Source organism: Streptomyces sp. NPDC029044, from assembly GCF_040637495.1.
In the GTDB taxonomy this organism is placed as follows: domain Bacteria; phylum Actinomycetota; class Actinomycetes; order Streptomycetales; family Streptomycetaceae; genus Streptomyces.
In genome coordinates this window covers 84,096-104,434 of the sequence record NZ_JBEZWN010000022.1, presented here as the reverse complement: position 1 = coordinate 104,434, position 20,339 = coordinate 84,096, and the positions used below count along the sequence as shown (strand labels likewise).

Annotated in this window: 16 protein-coding genes and 3 pseudogenes; 10 read left to right on the top strand and 9 right to left on the bottom strand. The window is 73.2% G+C overall.

The features are described 5' to 3' along the window. Positions 1-479, bottom strand: a pseudogene (locus AB0E85_RS19800) (hypothetical protein); the annotation flags it as partial. A gap of 79 nt (positions 480-558) precedes the next feature. Further along, positions 559-1,533 (bottom strand): alpha/beta hydrolase, encoded by a 975-nt coding sequence (locus tag AB0E85_RS19795; RefSeq protein ID WP_361928657.1) that lies wholly within the window; start codon positions 1,531-1,533, stop codon positions 559-561. Positions 1,534-1,908: 375 nt separating this feature from the next. Here AB0E85_RS19795 and AB0E85_RS19790 point away from each other — a divergent pair, with 375 nt between their 5' ends. The 3 genes from AB0E85_RS19790 (at position 1,909) to AB0E85_RS19780 (ending at position 7,193) form a co-directional block, all read left to right on the top strand. Further along, entirely contained in the window at positions 1,909-4,410 is a 2,502-nt protein-coding gene (locus AB0E85_RS19790) for a SpoIIE family protein phosphatase (protein ID WP_361928654.1), read from the top strand. A 156-nt stretch (positions 4,411-4,566) separates the two neighbouring features. Beyond that, positions 4,567-6,222, top strand: coding sequence for a serine/threonine-protein kinase (locus tag AB0E85_RS19785; RefSeq protein WP_361928651.1), 1,656 nt, complete (start codon positions 4,567-4,569; stop codon positions 6,220-6,222). Continuing rightward, positions 6,219-7,193: a hypothetical protein gene (locus AB0E85_RS19780; RefSeq protein WP_361928648.1), complete on the top strand. Its 975-nt coding sequence runs from the start codon at positions 6,219-6,221 to the stop codon at positions 7,191-7,193. Before AB0E85_RS19785 ends, AB0E85_RS19780 begins: the two co-directional genes overlap by 4 nt. 76 nt (positions 7,194-7,269) lie before the next feature. On the opposite strand, the gene AB0E85_RS19775 is transcribed toward AB0E85_RS19780, so the two are convergent. Next, positions 7,270-7,485 (bottom strand): hypothetical protein, encoded by a 216-nt coding sequence (locus AB0E85_RS19775; protein ID WP_361928645.1) that lies wholly within the window; start codon positions 7,483-7,485, stop codon positions 7,270-7,272. 115 nt (positions 7,486-7,600) lie between these two features. On the opposite strand from AB0E85_RS19775, the gene AB0E85_RS19770 reads away from it, so the two are divergent. Continuing rightward, entirely contained in the window at positions 7,601-8,506 is a 906-nt protein-coding gene (locus tag AB0E85_RS19770) for a LysR family transcriptional regulator (protein WP_361928642.1), read from the top strand. A gap of 100 nt (positions 8,507-8,606) precedes the next feature. Here the strand turns inward: AB0E85_RS19770 and AB0E85_RS19765 are convergent, their stop codons facing one another. Then, complete coding sequence (locus AB0E85_RS19765) at positions 8,607-9,170, bottom strand: NAD(P)H-dependent oxidoreductase (protein ID WP_361928639.1); 564 nt, start codon at positions 9,168-9,170, stop codon at positions 8,607-8,609. A 128-nt stretch (positions 9,171-9,298) separates the two neighbouring features. On the opposite strand from AB0E85_RS19765, the gene AB0E85_RS19760 reads away from it, so the two are divergent. The 3 genes from AB0E85_RS19760 to AB0E85_RS19750 all read left to right on the top strand — a co-directional run bounded on the left by AB0E85_RS19760 (position 9,299) and on the right by AB0E85_RS19750 (position 12,774). Next, positions 9,299-9,967, top strand: coding sequence for a helix-turn-helix domain-containing protein (locus tag AB0E85_RS19760; RefSeq protein ID WP_361928637.1), 669 nt, complete (start codon positions 9,299-9,301; stop codon positions 9,965-9,967). A gap of 94 nt (positions 9,968-10,061) precedes the next feature. Next, a complete protein-coding gene (locus AB0E85_RS19755; protein WP_361928634.1) occupies positions 10,062-11,099 on the top strand; it encodes a LacI family DNA-binding transcriptional regulator in 1,038 nt (345 codons plus the stop codon). Between the two features lie 238 nt (positions 11,100-11,337). Further along, positions 11,338-12,774 (top strand): benzaldehyde dehydrogenase, encoded by a 1,437-nt coding sequence (locus tag AB0E85_RS19750; protein ID WP_361928631.1) that lies wholly within the window; start codon positions 11,338-11,340, stop codon positions 12,772-12,774. Between the two features lie 58 nt (positions 12,775-12,832). Here AB0E85_RS19750 and trxA read toward each other — a convergent pair whose 3' ends face one another. Further along, a complete protein-coding gene (gene trxA / locus AB0E85_RS19745; protein WP_033308037.1) occupies positions 12,833-13,219 on the bottom strand; it encodes a thioredoxin in 387 nt (128 codons plus the stop codon). Positions 13,220-13,339: 120 nt separating this feature from the next. Here trxA and AB0E85_RS19740 point away from each other — a divergent pair, with 120 nt between their 5' ends. Continuing rightward, positions 13,340-14,770: an NAD(P)/FAD-dependent oxidoreductase gene (locus AB0E85_RS19740; RefSeq protein ID WP_361928628.1), complete on the top strand. Its 1,431-nt coding sequence runs from the start codon at positions 13,340-13,342 to the stop codon at positions 14,768-14,770. A 116-nt stretch (positions 14,771-14,886) separates the two neighbouring features. Here the strand turns inward: AB0E85_RS19740 and AB0E85_RS19735 are convergent, their stop codons facing one another. Next, positions 14,887-15,531, bottom strand: coding sequence for a peptide deformylase (locus AB0E85_RS19735; RefSeq protein WP_361928626.1), 645 nt, complete (start codon positions 15,529-15,531; stop codon positions 14,887-14,889). Between the two features lie 153 nt (positions 15,532-15,684). Between AB0E85_RS19735 and AB0E85_RS19730 the strand changes: the two genes are divergently transcribed. Then, positions 15,685-17,088: a PepSY domain-containing protein gene (locus tag AB0E85_RS19730; RefSeq protein WP_361928624.1), complete on the top strand. Its 1,404-nt coding sequence runs from the start codon at positions 15,685-15,687 to the stop codon at positions 17,086-17,088. 65 nt (positions 17,089-17,153) lie between these two features. On the opposite strand, the gene AB0E85_RS19725 is transcribed toward AB0E85_RS19730, so the two are convergent. Continuing rightward, on the bottom strand, positions 17,154-17,513 hold the full coding sequence (locus AB0E85_RS19725; RefSeq protein WP_361928622.1) for a tetratricopeptide repeat protein: 360 nt from the start codon (positions 17,511-17,513) through the stop codon (positions 17,154-17,156). A 112-nt stretch (positions 17,514-17,625) separates the two neighbouring features. Here AB0E85_RS19725 and AB0E85_RS19720 point away from each other — a divergent pair. Beyond that, positions 17,626-17,760, top strand: a pseudogene (locus AB0E85_RS19720) (transposase); the annotation flags it as partial. Positions 17,761-17,768: 8 nt separating this feature from the next. Here AB0E85_RS19720 and AB0E85_RS19715 read toward each other — a convergent pair. Both AB0E85_RS19715 and AB0E85_RS19710 read right to left on the bottom strand, forming a co-directional pair. Beyond that, a pseudogene (locus AB0E85_RS19715) lies at positions 17,769-17,891 on the bottom strand (molybdenum cofactor biosynthesis protein MoaE); the annotation flags it as partial. 127 nt (positions 17,892-18,018) lie between these two features. Then, positions 18,019-20,268 (bottom strand): molybdopterin-dependent oxidoreductase, encoded by a 2,250-nt coding sequence (locus AB0E85_RS19710; RefSeq protein WP_361928619.1) that lies wholly within the window; start codon positions 20,266-20,268, stop codon positions 18,019-18,021. Positions 20,269-20,339: the final 71 nt, after the last annotated feature.

The following is a 20,339-nucleotide window of genomic DNA, read 5'->3' as shown; positions in this document are numbered from 1 at the left end:
GTCTCGACCAGGGCCGGGTCGTCGGCCGGAGCCCGCCCACGGGTGCGGTCGAGAACCAGCCGGACGGCTCCTGCGGCCCGTTCGAGGATCACGGCGTCGACGACGCTGGGGGCGACCGGCGCGGCAGCGCCCCGGCGCGGCTCCTGCTCCGTCGCCGCGAGGCCGCCGGATTCCGCTCCGTCCGGTCCCCGCTCCAGCCACAGCACCGCCGCGCCGCCCGGGCTCAATGCCGCCGACGGCCAGGCCGGGTCCGGCGGCGCGTCGGTGTCTCGCCGAGTGCCGTCGGCCTCCACCCGGACGTGTACGCGCCGCTCGGGGTCCACCAGCCGGGCCGGGCAGCCGGCCAGGACCGCGGCACCGCGCACGAGCGCCTCCACCCCGGCCCTGGACTCGGCGAGGCGGTCGAAGTAGGCGATGACCCGGACCGCCGCACCGGCATCCGGATCCAGGGCGGTCAGCCGCCCGGCCAGCTCTTTCATAGGCCCATAGTGCGGTATGCGGCCCCTCTTGCGGCCGTCGGCGTCCGACGGCCGCACCCGAGCGCGCCGTCCCCGGCCCTCACACCCCCAGCAACCTCCGCAGCCAGGCCACCTGCGCCCCGCGGGCCGCCTGTGACACCGCAGCCTGAGGCGCGAACCCGTCGAAACCGTGGAAGCCGCCCGGCCACACGTGCAGTTCAGCCACTCCGCCGGCCTGCCAGATCCGCGACGCGTAGGCGACCACCTCGTCCCGGAAGGTCTCCGCCGAGCCGACGTCGAGGAAGGCCGGAGGCAGCCCCGTCAGATCCTCGGCGCGGGCCGGAGCCGCGTACGCCGGTACGTCGGGGCCGCCGCGGCGCGAGCCCAGCAGCGCGGTCCAGCCGGTCTCGTTCGCGGTGCGGTCCCACACTCCGAGGCCCGCCATCTGGTACGTGGAGGGCGTGTCGTTGCGGTCGTCGAGCATCGGGCACATCAGCACCTGCCCGATCGGCTGCGGCCCCTTGCGGTCCCGGGCGAGCAGCGCCAGGGCCGCGCACAGCCCGCCGCCGGCGCTGGCACCCGCGATGACGATCAGCTCGGGGTCGGCGCCGATCTCGGCGGCGTGATCCGCCGTCCACAGCAGCCCGGCGTACACGTCCTCGACCGGCGCGGGGTGCGGGTGCTCCGGCGCCAGCCGGTACTCCACGGACACCACGACGGCGTCCAGCGCCTGTGCCCACGCCAGCGGTACGTCCACCCCGACCCGGTTGGTGCCGATGACCATGCCGCCGCCGTGCACGTGGTAGATCACGGGACGCGGCCCGGCGGACCCCGCCGCGGCCGGGCGGCAGATCAGCAGCGAGATGTCCGGCTCGCCCCGCGGCCCCGGCACCTGCCGGTCCTCGACCTCGAACGCCCCGCCCATGGTCAGATCCAGATCGGCCAGCATCCGGATGCCCGGCCCCTGGCGCACCTCGGCGATCTCGTCGAGGGTCAGTCCCGGGTTGATCATGTCCTTGATCAGCTCCAGGGCGGCGGCGAGTTCGGGGTCGAACGGGGGCGGTACGTGCGTCATGGCGTCTCCTCACGCGAGGTCGCGGCGGCTCGGGCAGCCATGGTCGGTCCGGTGGCCCCGGCAGCGGGCGCCGCCGTGCGGCGGAACCTGCCCGCCGTTCGGCGGGTGGCGCCGCGGGGCCGGGCGGAGGGCACCGGGGTGGGCACGGCGGTAAGGGCGCACGTCCGGCGCGAGTGCGGCGGTCAGCGTAACGGCTCGACGGACCCGCTCGGCAGGACCCGCCGCCTTCTCCGCCGCCTTCCCCGTGCGCAGGCGCCGCCGCCCGGCGGGGGCCCGGTGCCCGGCGGGGCCCGGTGCCCGCCCCGGATATACGCTTTCCTATTACTTAGGCTGATTGATGCAGGTTGGTAGTCATCCGGCAGGGATGAGAATGCGGTGACGAGGGAGCGGCGGACCCCGGGGCTGTCCGGCATGCATCGCCCGGAGCAGGTCGAGAACCTGCCGTTCCATCCACCCGTTCTCCGCGCCGCGCGGGCGGCGGCCAGAACCGCCGCCCTGGCCGCGGGCGTGGTGGGCCTGGCGGGCCTCGCCCGATGGATCGCCGGAGCCGACGCGCTGACCGGCGTGCCGGCCGACGCCCTGGTGACCATGAAGGCCAACACCGCCGTGGGCCTCGTCGCGCTCGGTCTCTCCCTGTCCGTGATCACCCGCGCGCCGGTCCGGCCGTGGATGCTCTCGACGGGCCGTGGGGCGGCGCTCCTGGCCGCCGCACTCGGCGCGCTCACCCTGGTGGAGTACGCCTTCGGGGCGAACCTGGGGATCGACGAGCTGCTCTTCAGGGATTCGGCGGCCGGGGCGAGAGGGCGGCCGCCGGGGCGGATGGCGCCCAACACGGCCGTGGCGCTGCTGCTCGCAGGGGTGGCCTCCCTGTGCACCGGTGCGTCCCGGATACCCGCCCGGGTGAGTCAGATCCTTGGCCTGGCGGTCGGAGCGCTCGGCGTGCTGCGGCTGTACGGGGCCGTCTACCGGGTGCCCGAGCTGGAGCGGTTCGGCGCCTACATCGGTATCGCCCCGGCCACAGCGGTGGCCTTGCTGCTGCTGGGCACGGCCCTCTTCCTGGCCCGTCCGCGCGAGGGCCTCGCCGCGTTGCTGCTGAACGCGGGGACGACCGGCGCGCTGGGACGATGGCTGTTCGTCACCGTCCTGATCGTGCCGCCGCTGCTGGGATGGGCTGTTCTGGCGGGTGAGGACGCGAGGGTCTTCGGGGAGCGGCTGGGCACCGCGCTGCTCGTCGGCGCTCACGTGGCGGTCTTCGCGTCGGTGATCTTCGCGACCCTGGCCGTGGGCCGTCGTGTCGAGGTGGCACACGCCCGGCTGGAGTGGCAGGTGCGCCAGAACGAGCTGTTGCAGGCCTTCATGGACCACACGCCGGCGGTGGTGTTCATCAAGGACCTGCACGGCCGTTTCCTGGCCGTCAACACGACGTTCGAGCAGAGCCTGAACCTGTCCCGGGAGCAGGTCCTGGGCCGCCGGGACCAGGACGTCATGCCGTCCGGCCTCGCGCGGCAGGCGCGGGCAGCAGACCTCGCGATGCTGGCGGAGGGCGAGCCCGTGCAGCGGGAAGAACTGCTCACCCTGCCGGGAGGCCCGCGGGAGTTCCTTTCCACCCTGTTCCCGCTCAAGGACGCGTCCGGTACGCCCTATGCCGTGTGCGGCGTGGTCACCGACATCACCGAACGGGTCGCGGCACAGCGCGAGGTGCAACGGTCGCACCGGCGGTTCATGGCGCTGCTGGATTCCGCTCCCGACGCCACCCTGATCACGGACGGCGAAGGCACCGTCGTGATGGCCAACCCCCAGGTGAGACGCTTGTTCGGACGCGCGCCGGGCGACCTCGTCGGTACCGGTGTGGTCGGCCTGGTGCCGGCCTCCCGGCGCCGGTGGCACGGCGCCCTCCTCGGCGCGTACCTCCGCCTGCGTGATCCGAAGCCGAAGGTCTTGGACAGGGGCCTGTACGGGCTGCGCGGCGACGGCTCCGAGTTCCCCGTCGAGGTGAGTGTCAGCAGTCTGCGGTCCGAGGATGAGACCCTCGTGGTCCTGACCGTCCGGGACATCAGCGAGCGCAGACGGCTGGAGGCCGACCGCGCCGAGCGCTACGAGCAGCAGCGGCGGATCGCCTACACCTTGCAGCACAGCCTCATGGGGGAGCCGCCCCGCCTGGCCCACCTGCCGTGCGCCTACCGGTACCTGGCGTCCGTCCAGGATCCCGGAGTCGGAGGCGACTGGTTCGACGTCATCCCGCTCGACGATCTTCGCACCGGCGTTCTCATCGGCGACGTGATGGGCCGGGGCCTGGAGGCCGCGGCCGTCATGGGGCAGCTGCGCGCCGCCTCCCACGCCCTGGCCCGCACGGGTGCCACGCCCAGCAGGCTGATGAGCGCCCTCGACACGTTCGTCGGCGACCTGGCCGACCAGCTGGTCACTTGCGTCTACCTGGTCCTGGACCAGGGCAGGGACGAGGTCACCCTGTGCTCGGCGGGGCACCTGCCCGTCATCGTCCTCCCGCCGGGCGGGCCGGCGGGCCGGCTCGTGACACCGGTCGGTGTGCCGCTGGGGGTCAACGACGCGGGGCGCGGTGTGCCGTTCGAGGAGGCGACCCGGCCGCTGCCGCCGGGCAGTGCCCTGGTCCTCTACACGGACGGGCTCGTCGAGAGGCCCGGCAGCGACATCGACGTCCAGGTCGACGTACTGACCCACGCCGTCGACGTCGTCCTGAAGGGCGTCCCCGCCGACGACCCCCGCACCCTCGATCAGGCAGCGGACCGTCTGATCAGGACGCTCATCGCGGACACGGACGTCTCCGACGACGACGTGACGCTGCTGCTGCTCGGTACGCCGGGACGAAGACGCCCGCCGGGGGAGAGGCGGCCGCCGTGACCCCGGTGCTCGAACCCGGGACCCCCTAGCGCGGTCTCTGTCACGGTCCGGGCACGCCTCGCGTCTGCTTCTGGCCATGCAACCGCAGTGGCCGAAAGATGTGTCTCCGGGTGCGTGACCGGCCGCTGGGGAGCGGTCGCTTTGGGGGGACGGGACATGAACGCATGGGCGGTGCCCGGCTACACCGAGTCGGTGGAGCTCGGGTCGGGGGCGAGCGGGCGGGTGGTCCTCGCCGTGCACGAGGAGACGGGCGTGCCGGTGGCCGTGAAGTACCTCAGCGAGTCGCTGCGCACCCGGCCGGGTTTCGTGTACGACTTCCGGGCGGAGGCGCGCCTGCTCGGCGGGCTGGGGAGTCCCCATGTCGCCGGGCTGTACGAGTACGTCGAGAGCCCGGACGGCGCCGCCATCGTGATGGAGCTGGTCGACGGCGTCCCGCTGCGCACGCTGCTCAGGAGGGAAGGCCCGCTCGCTCCCGAGGCCGCGCTCGTCGTCCTCAAGGGATCGCTGCTCGGTCTGGCCGACGCACACCGCGTCGGCGTCGTCCACCGCGACTACAAGCCGGAGAACGTCCTGGTCACGCCGGACGGATCCTCCAAGCTGGTCGACTTCGGCATCGCGGTCGACGCGGGCACCAGCGCGGGCGTGGCGGGCACCCCCTCCTACATGGCCCCCGAGCAGTGGACCGGCGCACCCGCTTCCCCGGCCGCCGACGTGTACGCGGCCACGGCCACCTTCTTCGAGTGCCTGACGGGCCACAAGCCGTACGCGGGCGACAACCTCGCGGAGCTCGCCCTGCGGCACATCGACGCGCCCGTCCCCGCCGAAGAGGCCCCGCAGGCGGTGCGGGAACTGGTGCGGCGCGGTCTGGCCAAGGACCCGGCGCAGCGGCCCGTACAGGCCGAGGCGTTCGTCACCGAACTGGAGGCGGTCGCCGGCACCGCCTACGGCCCCGACTGGGAGGAGCGCGGCCGGGGCCGGCTCGCCGCGCTGGTGGCCTTGCTGCCGCTGCTCCTGCCTTCGGCCCGCACCGCCCCCCGGAGCACCACGGACACCGCCCGGACGGTGCTGAGCCGGACGCCGGGCCCCGGCCGGGCGCACCCGTGGCTGCCCGGCCGCCCCGGCCTGATCGTGTCCGCCGCCGCCGTACTCCTCGGAGCCCTCCTGACGTACGGACTGCCGTACGACCCGGGGACCGCGGCGCAGCGGACGGCGCAGGCCCTGGCCACCACCGGCGCCGGGTCCGGCGCGGGGCCGGCCGCCTCCGCGTCCGTCTCCCCGACCGGTTCCTCCCCGTCCCCGTCCGGCGCTCCCAGCGCGTCGGACGGCGCGTCGCCGTCGCCCAGCCCCTCGGCCCCGGGCCCGGCGCTCACCGGAACCGGTGCGCCCCCGGCCTCGGCCACCCCGCCCGACGGCGAGGAGACGGCCACGCCCGGCGCGACGGCCACCGCGACGCCGACGACGACCACCGAGGCCCCGCCCGCCGGCCCCGCCGTCAAGGACGTCGCCGTGTCGGCCTTCCGGCAGACGGGCCCCACGACCGCCACGGCGACCCTCGGCGTCACCACGGACGGCACCGGCCCGGTCTCCATCACCGTTTCCTGGTTCACGGGGAACGCGGCAGGGCAGCCGGGCACCCCGGACGGCGCGTCCCAGACCTTCGAGCGCAGCGGCGCCACCCAGTACACGCTCACCGTCGACCACACCTTCCAGACCCTCGGCTGCTACTGGACGGTGCAGGCCACCACCACCCCCGCCGCAGCCGACGGCGGCGCCTCGCAGGAGCTGCTGACCAGGCGGTGCGACCTCCGATGACCGCACACGACGGCGACCGCACCCCCGCGCCGGCCGACGAGCGGACGGAGGTGCTGGATCCCACCGGGGAGCGGACGGAGGTGCTGGATCCCACCGGGGAGCGGACGGAAATGCTGGATCCCACCGGGCAGCGGACGGAGGTGCTGGATCCCACCGGGGAACGGACCGAGGTGCTGGACCCCACCGGCGAGCGGACTCGGCTCAAGGCCCCCACCGGTGAGCGGACTCGCGTGACGGACCCGACCGGTGAGCAGACTCGGGTCACGGACCCCGCCGGTGAGCGGACTCGGGTTCTCAGACCCGTCGACGACCCCGCCGCAGCCTCCACCCCGAGTGAGCGGCCCGCCCCGGACGACGCCGAATACAGCGCCACCGTGCTCGCGAGCCACTGGATCCAGCGACCCGGACCGGACGAGACCCCCACCGGGCAGCCGGCCCCGGAGCGGGGACCGGCGTGGCCGGCGCCCCCCGACCGGGTCGAGGGCAGCGTGCTGCGCTTCGGCCCGGGCGTGACCGCCGCCGCTCGGCAGCGCACCCACCTGACGCTTCCCGCCGTACCGCCGCCTCCCACGCCCCGGGGCGGACGGCTGCGCAGGCACGCCCTGCCCGCGCTGGTCCTGGTCTGCGTCCTCGCGTTCCTCGCCTGGCAGCGCCTCGGCCCGCCCTTGAGAGTGAACGCGGTGACGGTCACGGCCCGGCCGGCGGCCCTGGGCTGTGACGGCACCGCCGACCTCGTCGGCCTCGTCACCACGAACGGCCGCCCGGGCACGCTGTCCTACCGCTGGATCCGCAGCGACGGCACCGCGTCGGGCGTGCTGGAGGAAGAGCTGGTCCGGGGCCAGCGGCAGGCTCGCCTCCACCTGCGCTGGACCTTCGAGGGCCCGGGGCACCGCACGGCACGGGCCGAACTGCGCATCCTCTCCGGGACGGCGCGCACGGCCACCACCGGCTTCGTGTACGACTGCCCCTGACTGGTCATGACCGGTCAGGGGCAGTCATGACCGGTGTCGCGGTGCGAGGCGGCTTCGGGACGTCCCGGCGCGGTGATCAGTGGCTCGCGGCACCCGCCCGTGCGGCCGGCCCGCTGCGCGAGACGACGCGCGTACCGCAGCCGTCGGCGACCCGGACCTGAAGCGAGCCGCATCCGCAGCGCGTCCACTCCGTGTGACCTGTCGCGGTCGTGTGCCGGGAGAGCACCCGGAACGGCTCGCCCCGGTCCGGCCGGCCGCAGTGCGGGCAGGCGGTGGTGTCGGTGCTGGGCATGGCTGACTCCTCGTACGTCGTGGCTGGTCGAACGTCGCGACACAGCCAGGGTGCGTCCAGGAGTCCGTACACGTCCAGGTTGACTTTGCAGACAGCACTGTGAAGCCTGGGCTTCATGATTGACCTGCGCCGACTGCACGTCCTGAGGGCGGTCGCCCACTACGGCACGGTCACCGCGGCCGCCCACGCCCTGCACTTCACCCCGTCCGCCGCCTCCCAGCAGATCCGGCAGCTCGCCCGTGACCTGGGCGTGGACCTGCTGGAACCGCAGGGGCGCGGGGTGCGGCTCACGTCGGCCGCCGAGAGCCTGCTCGCGCACGCCGACGCCATCCAGGCCCGCTGGGACCAGGCGGAACTGGATCTGAGGGCCGACCACGGGGCGCCCTCCGGGGTGCTGCGGGTGACCGGCTTCCCGGTGGCCGTCTCGGTGCTGCTGGCGCCGATGGCGGCCCGGCTGGGAAAGCGGCATCCGCGGCTGTCCGTCCGGATCACCGAGGCGGGTGTCCCGGAGAGTTTCGACCTGCTCTTCGAGGGCGCCACCGACCTGGCCGTCGTCGAGGCGACTCCGCACAACCCGCCGCAGAGCGACGCGCGGTTCGACCAGCAGCCGCTGCTCGACGACCCGTTCGACCTGGTCGTACCCGAGGGGCACCGGCTGGCGGGGCGGGCCCGGGTCGATCTCGCCGAGGCGGCGCGGGAGGCGTGGATCGCGCCCGTGGAGGACAGCCCCTGCCGCCCGCACGTCCTCTCCGCCTGCGGCGCGGCCGGGTTCACCCCCGAGGTCGTCCACCACGCCCTCGACTGGAACGTCAGCGCCCACCTCGTGGCCCACCGGCTCGGCGTCGCCCTCATCCCGCGCCTGGCCCATCTGACCCCGCACCTGCCGATCGCCCGGGTGCGCTGCACCGGCAACCCCCACCGCAAGCTCCTGACCTGCACCCGGGGCGGCGGACACGCCCGGCCCGCGGTGGCGGCGGCACTGGCGGAACTGCGGGCGCTGGCGCCCACGACGGTCGCCTGAACGGCCCGGGCGACTGCGCGGCGGTCCTGCCCCCCGGCATGCCGGAGGGGCCGGGGCCGTTGCCGGCCGCGGCCCCTCCGAGGGCACGTGGTGCGGGTGGTCAGGCCGCGGCGGCCTCCGAGAGGTCGCCGTGCAGCCGGGCGATGACCTCGGTCAGCTGCTGGGCGACCTCGGCGTCGTCGGCCGGATGGGTCTCGGCGAAGCGGGTCACCGAGCCGGGGATGGACAGCTTGACGTCCTCCAGGACCTTGCCGCCGGCCACGCCCAGGGACTTGCGGGTCTCGTCGTGGGCCCAGACACCGCCGTACTGGCCGAACGCGGTGCCGACGACGGCGACCGGCTTGTCGCTGAGGGCACCGGCGCCGTAGGGGCGGGACAGCCAGTCGATGGCGTTCTTCAGGACGGCCGGGATGGTGCCGTTGTACTCGGGAGTGAAGAGGATCAGCCCGTCCGCGGCGTTCGCGGCCTCACGCAGCCGCGCGGCGGCGGCCGGGACGCTGCCCTCCACGTCGATGTCCTCGTTGTAGAAGGGAATCTCGGCAAGACCCTCGTACAGGTTCACCTCGGCACCTTCGGGGGCGAGCTTGACGGCCGCCTCGGCGAGCTGGCGGTTGTGCGAACCGGCGCGGAGGCTGCCGACGAGGGCGAGGATACGTACGGACATGCTGAACTCCCACATCTGAGGCACTGCTCGGAAACACTGCTGACGATCCGGACCGGGGTCCGTTTAAAGTTGTAGCATCCTAACCGGACCGCGGTCCAGTTTTGTTCCCGATGCTTTACGCTGGCTTCATGTCCGCCGCCCCGCACCCCCTTCCGACGCCCCAGGAGCCCGTCGACCACCCCGAGCTGGTGCAGCTGGGGACCGCCCTGGAGGGCGATGAGCCCTGCCTGCGGGCCGACGCCGCACGCAACCGCGCCCGGCTGCTGGAAGCCGCCGGGCGACTGGTCGCGGAGCGTGGCGCGGATGCCGTCACGATGGAGGCGGTGGCCGCCGAGGCCCAGGTCGGCAAAGGCACGGTCTTCCGCAGGTTCGGGGACCGCACCGGCCTCCTGACGGCACTGCTCGACCATTCGGAGAAGAAGTTCCAGGCATCCTTCCTCAGCGGCCCGCCGCCGCTCGGGCCCGGTGCGCCGCCCGTGGAGCGGCTGCGGGCGTTCGGCTGCGCCATGCTGCGCCGGTCGGCCGAGGACCTGGAGCTCCAGCTCGCCGCCGAGCCGTGCGCGTCCCGCCGCTTCATCAACCCGGCCCGCAGCGTGCTGCGCCACCACGTCGTCATGCTGCTGCGGCAGGCGGTCCCGGACGCCGACTGCGAGGTGCTCTCCCACACGCTGATGGGCCAGCTCGACCCGGCCCTGATGCATCACCTGACCAAGCAGTGCGGTCTGCCCATGGCCCGCCTGGAGGACGCGTGGACCGACTTGGTCGACCGGGTGACGGGTGCGGCCCCCACTCGCTGAGGTCCGCTCCCGGAGTCCCGTGACCGCTCACGGCTTCCTCACAACTCCCCCGCCGGAACCGCGCATTGGGGCTTCTGCCAAGATGCCGTACGTCATGGTGCAGATACCGAAAACGCCCGCGCCCCCGTCCCCCGCACCGTCGCGCTCCGTGCCCACGAGCGCCGATGTGGCCCGCCTGGCCGGCGTCTCGCGCGCGACCGTCTCCTACGTCCTCAACAACACCACCGCCGTACGGATCAGCGAACCCACCCGCCGCCGTGTGCGCGCGGCGGCGAAGGAGCTCGGTTACGTACCGCACGCGGCCGCCCGCAGCCTGCGCGCCGGGCACAGCCGCATGGTCCTGATCCCCGCGCCCACCTTCCCCGTCGGCCCGCTCTACAGCCGGTTCCTCACCGACCTCCAGAATGCGCTCGCCGCCCTGGACTACACGGTCGTACAGCACGGCACAGGTGGCCCGCACGGCGACGAAGCCGCCCGTGCCTGGGCCGAGTTGCGGCCCGTGGCCGTGCTCGTGCCGGGCTCCGGGCTCGGTCCGCGCGGGGTCGCGGTGCTCAAGCGCTCAGGGGCGCGAGCCGTGGTCACCCTCGGCCCCGAGACCATCGAGGGCGCGCACGCCCTCCTCATGGACCACGATGTCGTCGGCCACAGCGCGGGCGCCCACCTCTACGACCGCGGCCGGCGGCGGATCGGAGTCGTCGTCCCGCAGGAGCCCGGTCTGGAGACGTTCTCCGCACCCCGCCTCGACGGCGTGCGCCAGTCCGTGCGCGGCACGGACGCCACGGTGACCGAACTGCCCCTCGCCTACGACGAACAGGCCGCGGCGCGCCTCGCCGCCCGCTGGCGGAGCCTGGGCCTGGACGCCGTGTTCACCTACAACGACGAATACGCGATGCTGCTCATGCGGGCCCTTCTGGACGAAGGCATCCGTATCCCCGAGGAGACGGCCGTGGTCGGCGCCGACGATCTGATGCTCGGGCGGCTGCTGCGGCCCCGGCTGAGCACGGTCCGTCTGGAGTTGCCCTGCGGCCGTGAACTCGCCGAACTGGTCGACCGCGCGGTGCGCAGGCCCGCCACCGAACCCGAGACGCACAAGGTGCTGGGGGCGACGGTGCTGCACCGCGCATCGAGCTGACGCCCCGGAACCTGCCCGGCCGACACTGGCCCGGCTGACACTGGCCGGGACCCGGCCTTCGTGCCGCGGCACGGCTAGGATGTTGCATGCTCAACAAAACGGGGGCGCATTCCTGTGCGGTCCGCGGCACCCCGCCGCGCCCGCTCGCCCGTCCCGCCATGTGACCGCCCAACCGGCCGCGCACGCAGGGGAGTTCCGCCCTCCCCTCCGCCGGTGACCGATCGATCGGAGAGCCGTCATGCCGTTGCTCGACACCAGGAGCTGGCAGCCCCGCCCCCTCAGCGGGCCCGGGTACACCGTCACCGAGCCCGCCACCGGCCAGGACCTCGGCACCCTGGCCCTGGCCACCCCGCAGGACGTCGGCGCCGCCGCCGGGCGGGCCGCCACCGCACAGCGGGAGTGGGCACGCACCCCGCACTTCGCCCGGGCCGCGGTGCTCCGCAAGGCGGGTGACCTGTTCACCGCGCACGCCGACGAACTGCGGGAATGGCTCGTCCGCGAATCGGGTTCCGTCCCCGGCAAGGCCGACTTCGAGCTGCACGTGGCGGCCCAGGAGTGCTACGAGGCCGCCGCACTCGCCTCCCGCCCGGCCGGCCAGGTCCTGCCCAGCGAGGCGCCGCGCCTGTCGTACACGCGCCGCGTCCCGGCCGGTGTGGTGGGCGTGATCTCGCCCTTCAACGCCCCGCTGATCCTGTCCATCCGCTCCGTCGCACCGGCCCTGGCGCTGGGCAACGCGGTCCTGCTGAAGCCGGACCCGCGCACGGCCGTCTGCGGCGGGCTGTCCCTCGCCGCGGTCTTCGCCGCCGCCGGCCTGCCGGAGGAACTGCTGCACGTGCTCCCCGGCGGACCGGACGCCGGACAGGCCCTGGTCACGGACCCGCGCGTGCCGGTCATCTCCTTCACCGGCTCCACCGCCGCCGGACGGGCCGTGGGCGAGGCCGCCGGACGCCACCTCAAGCGGGCTCACCTGGAGCTGGGCGGCAACTCCGCCATGATCGTGCTGGAGGACGCCGACCTCGACGCGGTGATCTCCACGGCCGCCTGGGGCTCGTTCTTCCACCAGGGCCAGATCTGCATGACCACCGGACGCCATCTGGTCCACGCGTCCCTCTACGACGAGTACGTCCAGCGGCTGGCCGCCAAGGCGGACTCGCTCGCCGTCGGCGACCCGTACCGGGACCGGGTCCACCTGGGCCCGATCATCGACTCGGGCCAGCTCGACAAGATCAGCGGCCTGGTCGAGGCCAGCAGGAGCGCGGGCGCGAAGGTCGCCGCCGGCGGCACCCACGACAGGCTCTTCTACCGGCCGACGGTCCTCGCCCACGTCGACGACCGCAGCCCGGCGTACACGGAGGAGGTCTTCGGCCCCGTCGCGCCCGTCCGCTCCTTCACCACGGCCGACGAGGCGGCGGCCCTGGCCGCGCAGAGCCCCTACGGCCTCTCCCTGGGCATCGTCACCAGGGACCCGGCCCGCGGTCTGGACCTCGCCGAGCGCATCCCGACCGGCATCGTGCACATCAACGACCAGACCGTGAACGACGAGGCCGTGGCGCCCTTCGGCGGAGTCGCCGCCTCCGGCACCGGCGCCCGCTTCGGCGGTGAGGCCAACCTGGAGGCCTTCACCGAACTGCGCTGGACGACGGTACGCGGAGACGTGGCTCCGTACCCCTTCTGAAAGGCGCCCCCCAACTGAAGGGCGCACCCTTCCAGGGGCCGTCCGCTCCGGGAGGGGGCTAGCCCGCCTGCTGGCCTTCCTGGGCCTGCTGCTCGGCGATCGCCTTGCGCACCTCGTCCATGTCGAGGTTGCGGGCCTGCCCGATGACGTCCGTCAGGGCGGCCTCGGGCAGGGCCCCCGGCTGGGCGAACACGGCGACCTGGTCACGGACGATCATCAGCGTGGGGATGGACTGGATACCGAAGGCCGCGGCCAGCTCGGGCTGCGCCTCGGTGTCCACCTTGCCGAACACCAGGTCCGGGTTCTCCCCGGCCGCCTTCTCGTACACCGGGGCGAACTGCTTGCACGGCCCGCACCAGTCGGCCCAGAAGTCGATCAGGACGAACTCGTTGTCCGTGACCGTCTGGTCGAAGTTCTCCTTGGTGAGCTCCACGGTGCTGCTCATGGCGTACATCCCTACTTCCTGGTGTGGGGTCAAGCCGTCGGCACAACACGGCCGACCGGACACGTATTCCGCGCCCCTACCCATGTGGCCAGGGCGCACACCACCCACCAGACTGACCCCATGACGGAAACGGAAACCAACGCGTACGACGTCGTGGTGCTCGGGGCCGGGCCCGTGGGGGAGAACGTCGCCGACCGCACCCGCGCCGCCGGACTGACCACCGCGGTCGTGGAGAGCGAACTGGTCGGCGGCGAGTGCTCCTACTGGGCGTGCATGCCCAGCAAGGCCCTGCTGCGGCCGGTCATCGCCCGCGCCGACGCCCGCCGCGTGCCGGGCCTGCGCCAGTCGGTGCAGGGCCCCCTCGACGCGTCCGCGGTTCTCGCCCACCGGGACTACTACACCTCGAACTGGAAGGACGACGGCCAGGTCGGCTGGCTCGACTCCATCGGCGCCGACCTCCACCGCGGCCACGGCCGCCTCACCGGCCCCCGTACGGTGACGGTCACCGGCCCCGACGGCGGCGAGCGCGTCCTGACCGCCCGGCACGCCGTCGCCGTCTGCACCGGCAGCCGCGCCGCCCTGCCCGGCCTCCCCGGGCTCGACGCCGTCAAGCCGTGGACGAGCCGGGAGGCCACCAGCGCCAAGGCCGTGCCCGGCCGGCTGATCGTGATCGGCGGCGGTGTGGTCGCCACCGAGATGGCCACCGTCTGGCAGGCCCTCGGCTCGCAGGTCACCCTGCTGGTCCGCGGCAAGGGCCTGCTGCCGAGGATGGAGCCCTTCGCCGGGGAACTGATCGCCGAGGCGCTCAAGGAAGCCGGAGCGGACGTCCGTACGGGCACCTCGGTGGAGTCGGTGACCCGGGAGAACGGCACGGTCGTGGCCGTCACCGGCACGGGCGAGCGCATCGAGGCCGACGAGATCCTCTTCGCCACCGGCCGCGCCCCGCGCACCGACGACATCGGCCTGGACTCGATCGGCCTCGACCCCGGCTCCTGGCTCCCCGTCGACGACAGCCTCCGCGTGACCGGCCACGACTGGCTGTACGCGGTCGGCGACGTGAACCACCGCGCCCTGCTCACGCACCAGGGCAAGTACCAGGCCCGCATCGCGGGAGCCGCCATCGCCGCGCGGGCCACCGGGGAGACCCTCCTGGCGGAGCCCTGGGGCGCCCACGCCGCGACCGCCGACCACACGGCCGTCCCGCAGGTCGTCTTCACCGACCCCGAGGCGGCGGCCGTGGGCCTGTCGCTGGCCGAGGCGGAAGAGGCGGGGCACCGGGTGAGGGCCGTCGACGTGGACCTGTCCACCGTCTCCGGGGCAGGCCTGTACGCCGACGGCTACCAGGGGCGCGCCCGCATGGTCGTCGACATCGAGGACGAGATCCTGCGGGGCGTCACCTTCGTCGGCCCCGGCGTCGGTGAACTCATCCACTCCGCGACCGTCGCGGTCGCAGGCCAGGTCCCGGTCAGCCGCCTGTGGCATGCCGTTCCGTCGTACCCGACGATCAGCGAGGTGTGGCTGCGGCTGCTGGAGGCGTACCGGGACGCGTGACCCGCGCCCCCTCCGGGCAAAATTCGGGGCGTGGACATACGGCGAAGGCAGCGGAGGCGCAGTGACGGGCGCCTCCGATTCTCGGCCGGACGGATCTGCTCGGCCGGATCTGCCCGCTAGGGCAGGTCGAAGCCCAGCGCCCGCGCCGCCTCCTCGGGCGTCGGCTGGGCCCAGCGCTCCGCCATCGCCCGGTTGGACGACAGCGAACGCGACTCGGCGCGGTCCAGATACAGAACACCGTCGAGGTGGTCCGTCTCGTGCTGCACGATCCGGGCCGGCCAGCCCGAGAACACCTCGTCCAGCGCACGCCCGTGTTCGTCCTGTCCGGTCAGCCGTACCTCGGCGGGCCGCGCCACCACCGCCTGCCAGCCCGGCACGCTCAGGCAGCCCTCGAAGAACGCGGCCCGCGCGTCACCGACGGGCTCGTAGGAGGGATTGACCAGCACACGGAACGGCTGCGGCACCCGCCCACGCGCGAGGCGTACCTCCTCCGGCACCGGCGCCGGATCCTCGATGACGGCGATCCTGAGTGGCACGCCCACCTGAGGCGCCGCCAGGCCGACTCCGGGCGCCGCGCGCATGGTGATCCGCAGGGCCTCGACGAACCGGGCCAGCAGGGCGGGCTCCAGCTGGCCGTCGAACGGCTCGGTGCCGCGCCGCAGCACCGGGTCACCGGCCGCGACGATGGTCAACGGAAGCCCCTCATCGAGGAGTTGCCCGACCCGTTCGGCCAGGGGTGCGCGATCGTCCGGAGTTCCCATCGCGTCAGGATGGCACGGCACCCCCCACCATCGCGTGACGCACATCACATGACTTCTCCGGGAACCGAACGCCCCGCCGTCCCGACTACTGCACCGCGACGGCCACCGCCGACACGCAACGGCCCAGAAGACACCACCCGGAGAAGCCCGCCGATGACCACCGCTCCCTCGACCACCACGGACGAGGCCCCCCAACCAGCCGCCCCGGCCCCGTCGAAGAGCAACTGGGCACCCCTGCGCCCGCTGATCCTGCGCCTGCACTTCTACGCCGGGGTGCTGGTGGCGCCGTTCCTTCTCGTCGCCGCCGTCACCGGTCTGCTCTACGCCGGTTCCTTCCAGGCCGAGAAGCTCGTGTACGACCACGAGACGACCGTCCCCGCCGGAGAGCGGAAGCTGCCGATCAGCGAGCAGGTGGCCGCCGCCCGCAAGGCCCACCCCGAGGGCACGATCGCGGCCGTACGCCCCTCGCCGGAGGCCGACGCGACGACCAGGGTGATGCTGTCGGGCGTCCCGGGCGTCGGGGAGGGCCACACCCTCGCCGTGTTCGTCGACCCGTACACCGCGAAGGTGCGAGGCTCCCTCGAACAGTACGGCTCGACCGGCGCCCTGCCGTTGCGCACCTGGATCGACGAGTTCCACCGGGACCTGCACCTGGGGGAGACGGGGCGGCTGTACAGCGAGCTGGCGGCCAGCTGGCTGGGCGTCATCTCGGCGGGCGGCCTGGTGCTGTGGTTCTCCCGGCGCCGCGCCCTGCGCAAGGTACGGGGCACCAAGGGGCGGCGCCGCACGCTCGGACTGCACGGCAGCGTCGGCGTGTGGGCGGCGGCCGGGTTCTTCTTCCTCTCGGCCACCGGCCTGACCTGGTCGGCCTACGCCGGGGCGAACATCGACGAGCTGCGGACCTCGCTGGGCCAGGCCACCCCGTCGGTGTCGGCCGCGTCCGGCGGAGAGCACGCCGGCCATGACTCCGCCGCCGGACAGGCGGGCGACGCCGCGCACGGCGTGGGCCTGGACAAGGTCCTGGCGGCGGCGCGCGCCGAAGGGCTGGGCGATCCGGTGGAGATCGTGCCGCCCGCCGACGCGAAGTCCGCGTACGTCGTGAAGCAGGTGCAGCGCAGCTGGCCGACCAAGCAGGACGCCGTCGCCGTCGACCCGGCCGACGGGCAGGTCCTCGACGTGTCGCGCTTCGCCGACTACCCGGTGCTCGCGAAGCTCACCCGCTGGGGCATCGACCTGCACACCGGCGTCCTCTTCGGCCTGGCCAACCAGATCGCCCTGATGCTGCTCGCGCTGTCCCTGATCCTGCTGATCGTCTGGGGCTACCGCATGTGGTGGCAGCGCGGCCGCGGCGGTGCCTTCGGCCGCCCCGTCCCGCGCGGCGCCTGGCAGCAGGTACCGCCGCAGATCCTGGTACCGCTGCTCGCGGGCATCGCCGTCCTCGGGTACTTCCTGCCCCTGTTCGGCATCCCCCTGGCGGCGTTCCTCGCCGTCGACATCCTGCTCGGGGAGATCGCCTACCGGCGGGGGCGGCGGTCGTACGGTACGCCGGCCGGGTAGCGGCCCCCGGCACACGGATGCCCGGCTCCTCAGGGAGCCGGGCGCCTTCGCGTTCACGGCCCGGTTCAGCGCTCCTCGAAGTCACCCGCCAGCGCCGAGGCGATCCGCAGGTGCGACTCCGCCTCCTCGTGCCGGTTCTGCCGCTGGAGGGTGCGGCCGAGCATCAGCCGGGCGTAGTGCTCCACGGGGTCCCGCTCGATGATCGTCCGCAACTCGCCCTCAGCACGGCGCAGTTGGGCGGAGTGGTAGTAGGAGCGCGCCAGGAGCAGCCGGGGCCCGGTCTGCTCGGGCACCTCCTCGACCAGCCCGACCAGGACCCGTGCGGCGGCGGCGTAGTCCTTGGCGTCGAAGAACAGCTGCGCGCGCTCCCAGCGCTCGGCCGGGGTTCCGTGGGCGTAGTACGTGGTGTCCTGCGTGGTGTTCACTCGGGGCCTCCTTCGAGGCCGACAACCGAGCCCGCCCGTCCGGTATTCCGCCGGCGGTGCCGGGGGAGGCAGGGTCGGGTCCGCAAGAGGTTGGTGCGTTGATCTGTGCGCGGTGCGTCGTCGTGAGCTGACTGATGAGTCGTGGGCGGTGATCGAGCCGTTGCCGGCTCCGCCGCGAAGGGGCCGTCCGGTGCGGGATCGCCGTCAGGTGGTCAACGGTGTCCTGTGGAAGCTGTCCACCGGGGCCCTGGCGGGACCACCGTCGTGATTCCGTACCGTTCCTACCGAGAGCGCGATCCTGCCGGCGGCGTCATCCCCGACCGCCCGGAAAGTCTCCTCGACGGAGAACTGTGTCTCGCCTAGGGCAAGCGGCTTGATCGGGTCTGCGGCCGCGCGTGAGCCGGGGTGCTCAAGTGGGGCACGGTCGTCCTCCTCGGGTGTGCCGCGGGTCCGCGGACCCGTGCAGCGGGGTCCGCGGACGTGCCGGCCTGTCGTGGGTGGAGGGTCAGGCGGGGAGGGCCTCGATGCGGGCGGGCACGTGCTTGTGCCACGGGACGCCGGCGATGGGGTCGCGCCGGCGCAAGTCGGTGAGGGTGTTGAGGGCGACGCCGGTGCGTTCGGTCCCGCCGTCGCCGGTGGGCAGATCGAGACCGAAACCGTTCGGCAGGGCGGCGTGCCCGGCCTGCATGCGGTCGTCGATCTCGACGGTGGCGTCTGCCGTGCCGCGCTCGGTGGTGATCCGGGCGGGCGCCCCGTTGTCGAGTCCGAGCCGCTCGGCGTCGTGCGGGCTGATGCGCAGCGTGCCGCCCTTGTCACGCAGGCGCCAGGTGGTGTCGCGGATGATGGTGTTCGCGGTGAACGCACGCCGCTGGCCGGCGGCCAGGACGATCGGGAACTCCTCGGTGGTGTGCACGGCCGGAGTGGTGTCCAAGTCGGCGTGCAGGTCGAGCAGTTCGGGGATGGGCAGCGGGATACGGTGGCCGGGATGAGGCACGTAGCCCCAGGCGTCGGCGTACTCGTCCTCGGTGAAGACGACTCCGGAACGGCCCTTGAGGATCGCTTCGAACAGGGCTTCTGCGTCGCCGTGCCCGGCGCGGCGCATGGCCTTGGGGTACTCCTTGGCGATGCGCCGGCAGAGCGCCCACAGCACAGCGGCGGAGCGGGCACCGTTGGGCAGGGTGGGGCCGAGGGTTTCGTACAACAGGTACGGGGCCAACTTGATGGTGCTCTTGTCGAGGACAGCCAGGGCGGCGAAAGCGAGTTTGTACGGGGTGCGGCCGAGGCGGGCGGCGGCGCGCAGCAGGGAGAGGCGACTGCGAGGGACGGCACCGAGTTCCCGGACCAGGCGGGCGTAGATCTCGGGTTCGGTCAGCGTGCCGGGCAGCGGGTCGAGAACGGGGGCACGCAGGTGGAAGGTGTTGTGCGGGAACTCGAAGGTGAAGAAGGTCGCTTCCCACTTCTCGTACTGGGACGCGGCCGGCAGTACGTAGTCGGCCCGGCGGCCCGTTTCGGTCAGTGCGATGTCGATGACCACGACCAGGTCGAGCTTGTCGAGGGCCTTGGCGAAGGCGGCGGAGTCGGCAAGGGAGTGTGCCGGGTTGGATGACTCGATGACCATCGCCCGGAACCGGTCGGGATGGTCGTTGAGGATCTCCTCGGCGATGACGTTGCAGGGCACCAGCCCGCCGGGCATCCGCGCGCCGGTGACGGGGGTGCGGCGCGGGCGGGTGCTGTAGCGGGCGAGCGGTACGACCCACGAGTGCGGCTGCATTGCGCCCTGCTTGGCGAAGTTGCCGGTCAGCAGCCAGATCAGCTTGTTGAGGTAGGAGACGAGGGTGCTGTTGGGGCCCTGCTGAACGCCCAGGTCCTCGTATGTCGAGACACTGGAGGCGGCTGCGATCCGGCGGGCCGTCGTGCGCAGGAGTCCCTCGTCCAGTCCGCACGTGGCGGCGCAGTGAGCGACGTCCACGGCTTGCAGCTGCTCGAGTACGGTTGCTGCCCCGGTGGTGTGGGTGTCGAGGAAGGCGTGGTCGACGAGGTTCTCCTGGACCAGGACGCCGAGGATGCCGGACAGGCACCAGGCGTCGGTGCCAGGCCTCAGCTGCAAGTGGATGTCGGCCAGGTCGGCGGTCTCGGTCCGCACCGGGTCAACGACGATCATGGTGCGGGCGGGGTCCTTGGCGATGTCCTTGAGCACGGTGCGGGCCCGGGAAACCCCGTGGGTCTGCCAGGGGTTCTTCCCGATGAAGACCGAGACTTCGGCGTTCTCGAAGTCCCCGACTGTGTGACTGCCCGTCAGATGAGCGTCGACGAAGCCTTCGCCGGTCTTCTCCTGGGCCAGAGGGTTGGAGCGGTAGCGAGCGCCCAGGGCGCCCATCAGGGCGCCGCTGTAGGCGCCGCCGAGGTGATTGCCCTGGCCTCCGCCGCCGTAGAAGAAGATCGACTTGCCACCGTGAGTGTCGCGCACCGACGTGAGCCGGGTGGAGATCTCGCGCACAGCGGTGTCCCAGTCGATGGGGGTGAAGCTGCCGTCTGCCTCTCGGCGCAGAGGCGTGGTCAGGCGTTCCACACCGTTCTGGTAGTGGTCCAGACGCAGGGCCTTGTTGCAGGTGTAGCCGCTGGTGGCGACATGCTCCTTGTCGCCCCGGATCTTTGCGAAGCGGCGGCCGTCGGTCTGGATCTGGATGCCGCAGTTGTTCTCGCACAGAATGCACGCGGTCTTGCGCCAACTGGCAGTGTCGGCCTGGTCAGTCATGTGATTTCTCCTCGTCAACACCGCCAACCGTGTTGGCGCGGGAGCCCGCCGCCCGGGGCGGGGCGGCGGTG

Bases quoted from the DNA above. Each gene is read 5' to 3' on its own strand.
- AB0E85_RS19795 (WP_361928657.1), bottom strand. From the start codon at position 1,533: ATGACGCACGTACCGCCCCCGTTCGACCCCGAACTCGCCGCCGCCCTG.
- AB0E85_RS19785 (WP_361928651.1), top strand. From the start codon at position 4,567: ATGAACGCATGGGCGGTGCCCGGCTACACCGAGTCGGTGGAGCTCGGG.
- AB0E85_RS19780 (WP_361928648.1), top strand. From the start codon at position 6,219: ATGACCGCACACGACGGCGACCGCACCCCCGCGCCGGCCGACGAGCGG.
- AB0E85_RS19775 (WP_361928645.1), bottom strand. From the start codon at position 7,485: ATGCCCAGCACCGACACCACCGCCTGCCCGCACTGCGGCCGGCCGGAC.
- AB0E85_RS19770 (WP_361928642.1), top strand. From the start codon at position 7,601: ATGATTGACCTGCGCCGACTGCACGTCCTGAGGGCGGTCGCCCACTAC.
- AB0E85_RS19765 (WP_361928639.1), bottom strand. From the start codon at position 9,170: ATGTCCGTACGTATCCTCGCCCTCGTCGGCAGCCTCCGCGCCGGTTCG.
- AB0E85_RS19760 (WP_361928637.1), top strand. From the start codon at position 9,299: ATGTCCGCCGCCCCGCACCCCCTTCCGACGCCCCAGGAGCCCGTCGAC.
- AB0E85_RS19755 (WP_361928634.1), top strand. From the start codon at position 10,062: ATGGTGCAGATACCGAAAACGCCCGCGCCCCCGTCCCCCGCACCGTCG.
- AB0E85_RS19750 (WP_361928631.1), top strand. From the start codon at position 11,338: ATGCCGTTGCTCGACACCAGGAGCTGGCAGCCCCGCCCCCTCAGCGGG.
- trxA (WP_033308037.1), bottom strand. From the start codon at position 13,219: ATGAGCAGCACCGTGGAGCTCACCAAGGAGAACTTCGACCAGACGGTC.
- AB0E85_RS19740 (WP_361928628.1), top strand. From the start codon at position 13,340: ATGACGGAAACGGAAACCAACGCGTACGACGTCGTGGTGCTCGGGGCC.
- AB0E85_RS19735 (WP_361928626.1), bottom strand. From the start codon at position 15,531: ATGGGAACTCCGGACGATCGCGCACCCCTGGCCGAACGGGTCGGGCAA.
- AB0E85_RS19730 (WP_361928624.1), top strand. From the start codon at position 15,685: ATGACCACCGCTCCCTCGACCACCACGGACGAGGCCCCCCAACCAGCC.
- AB0E85_RS19710 (WP_361928619.1), bottom strand. From the start codon at position 20,268: ATGACTGACCAGGCCGACACTGCCAGTTGGCGCAAGACCGCGTGCATT.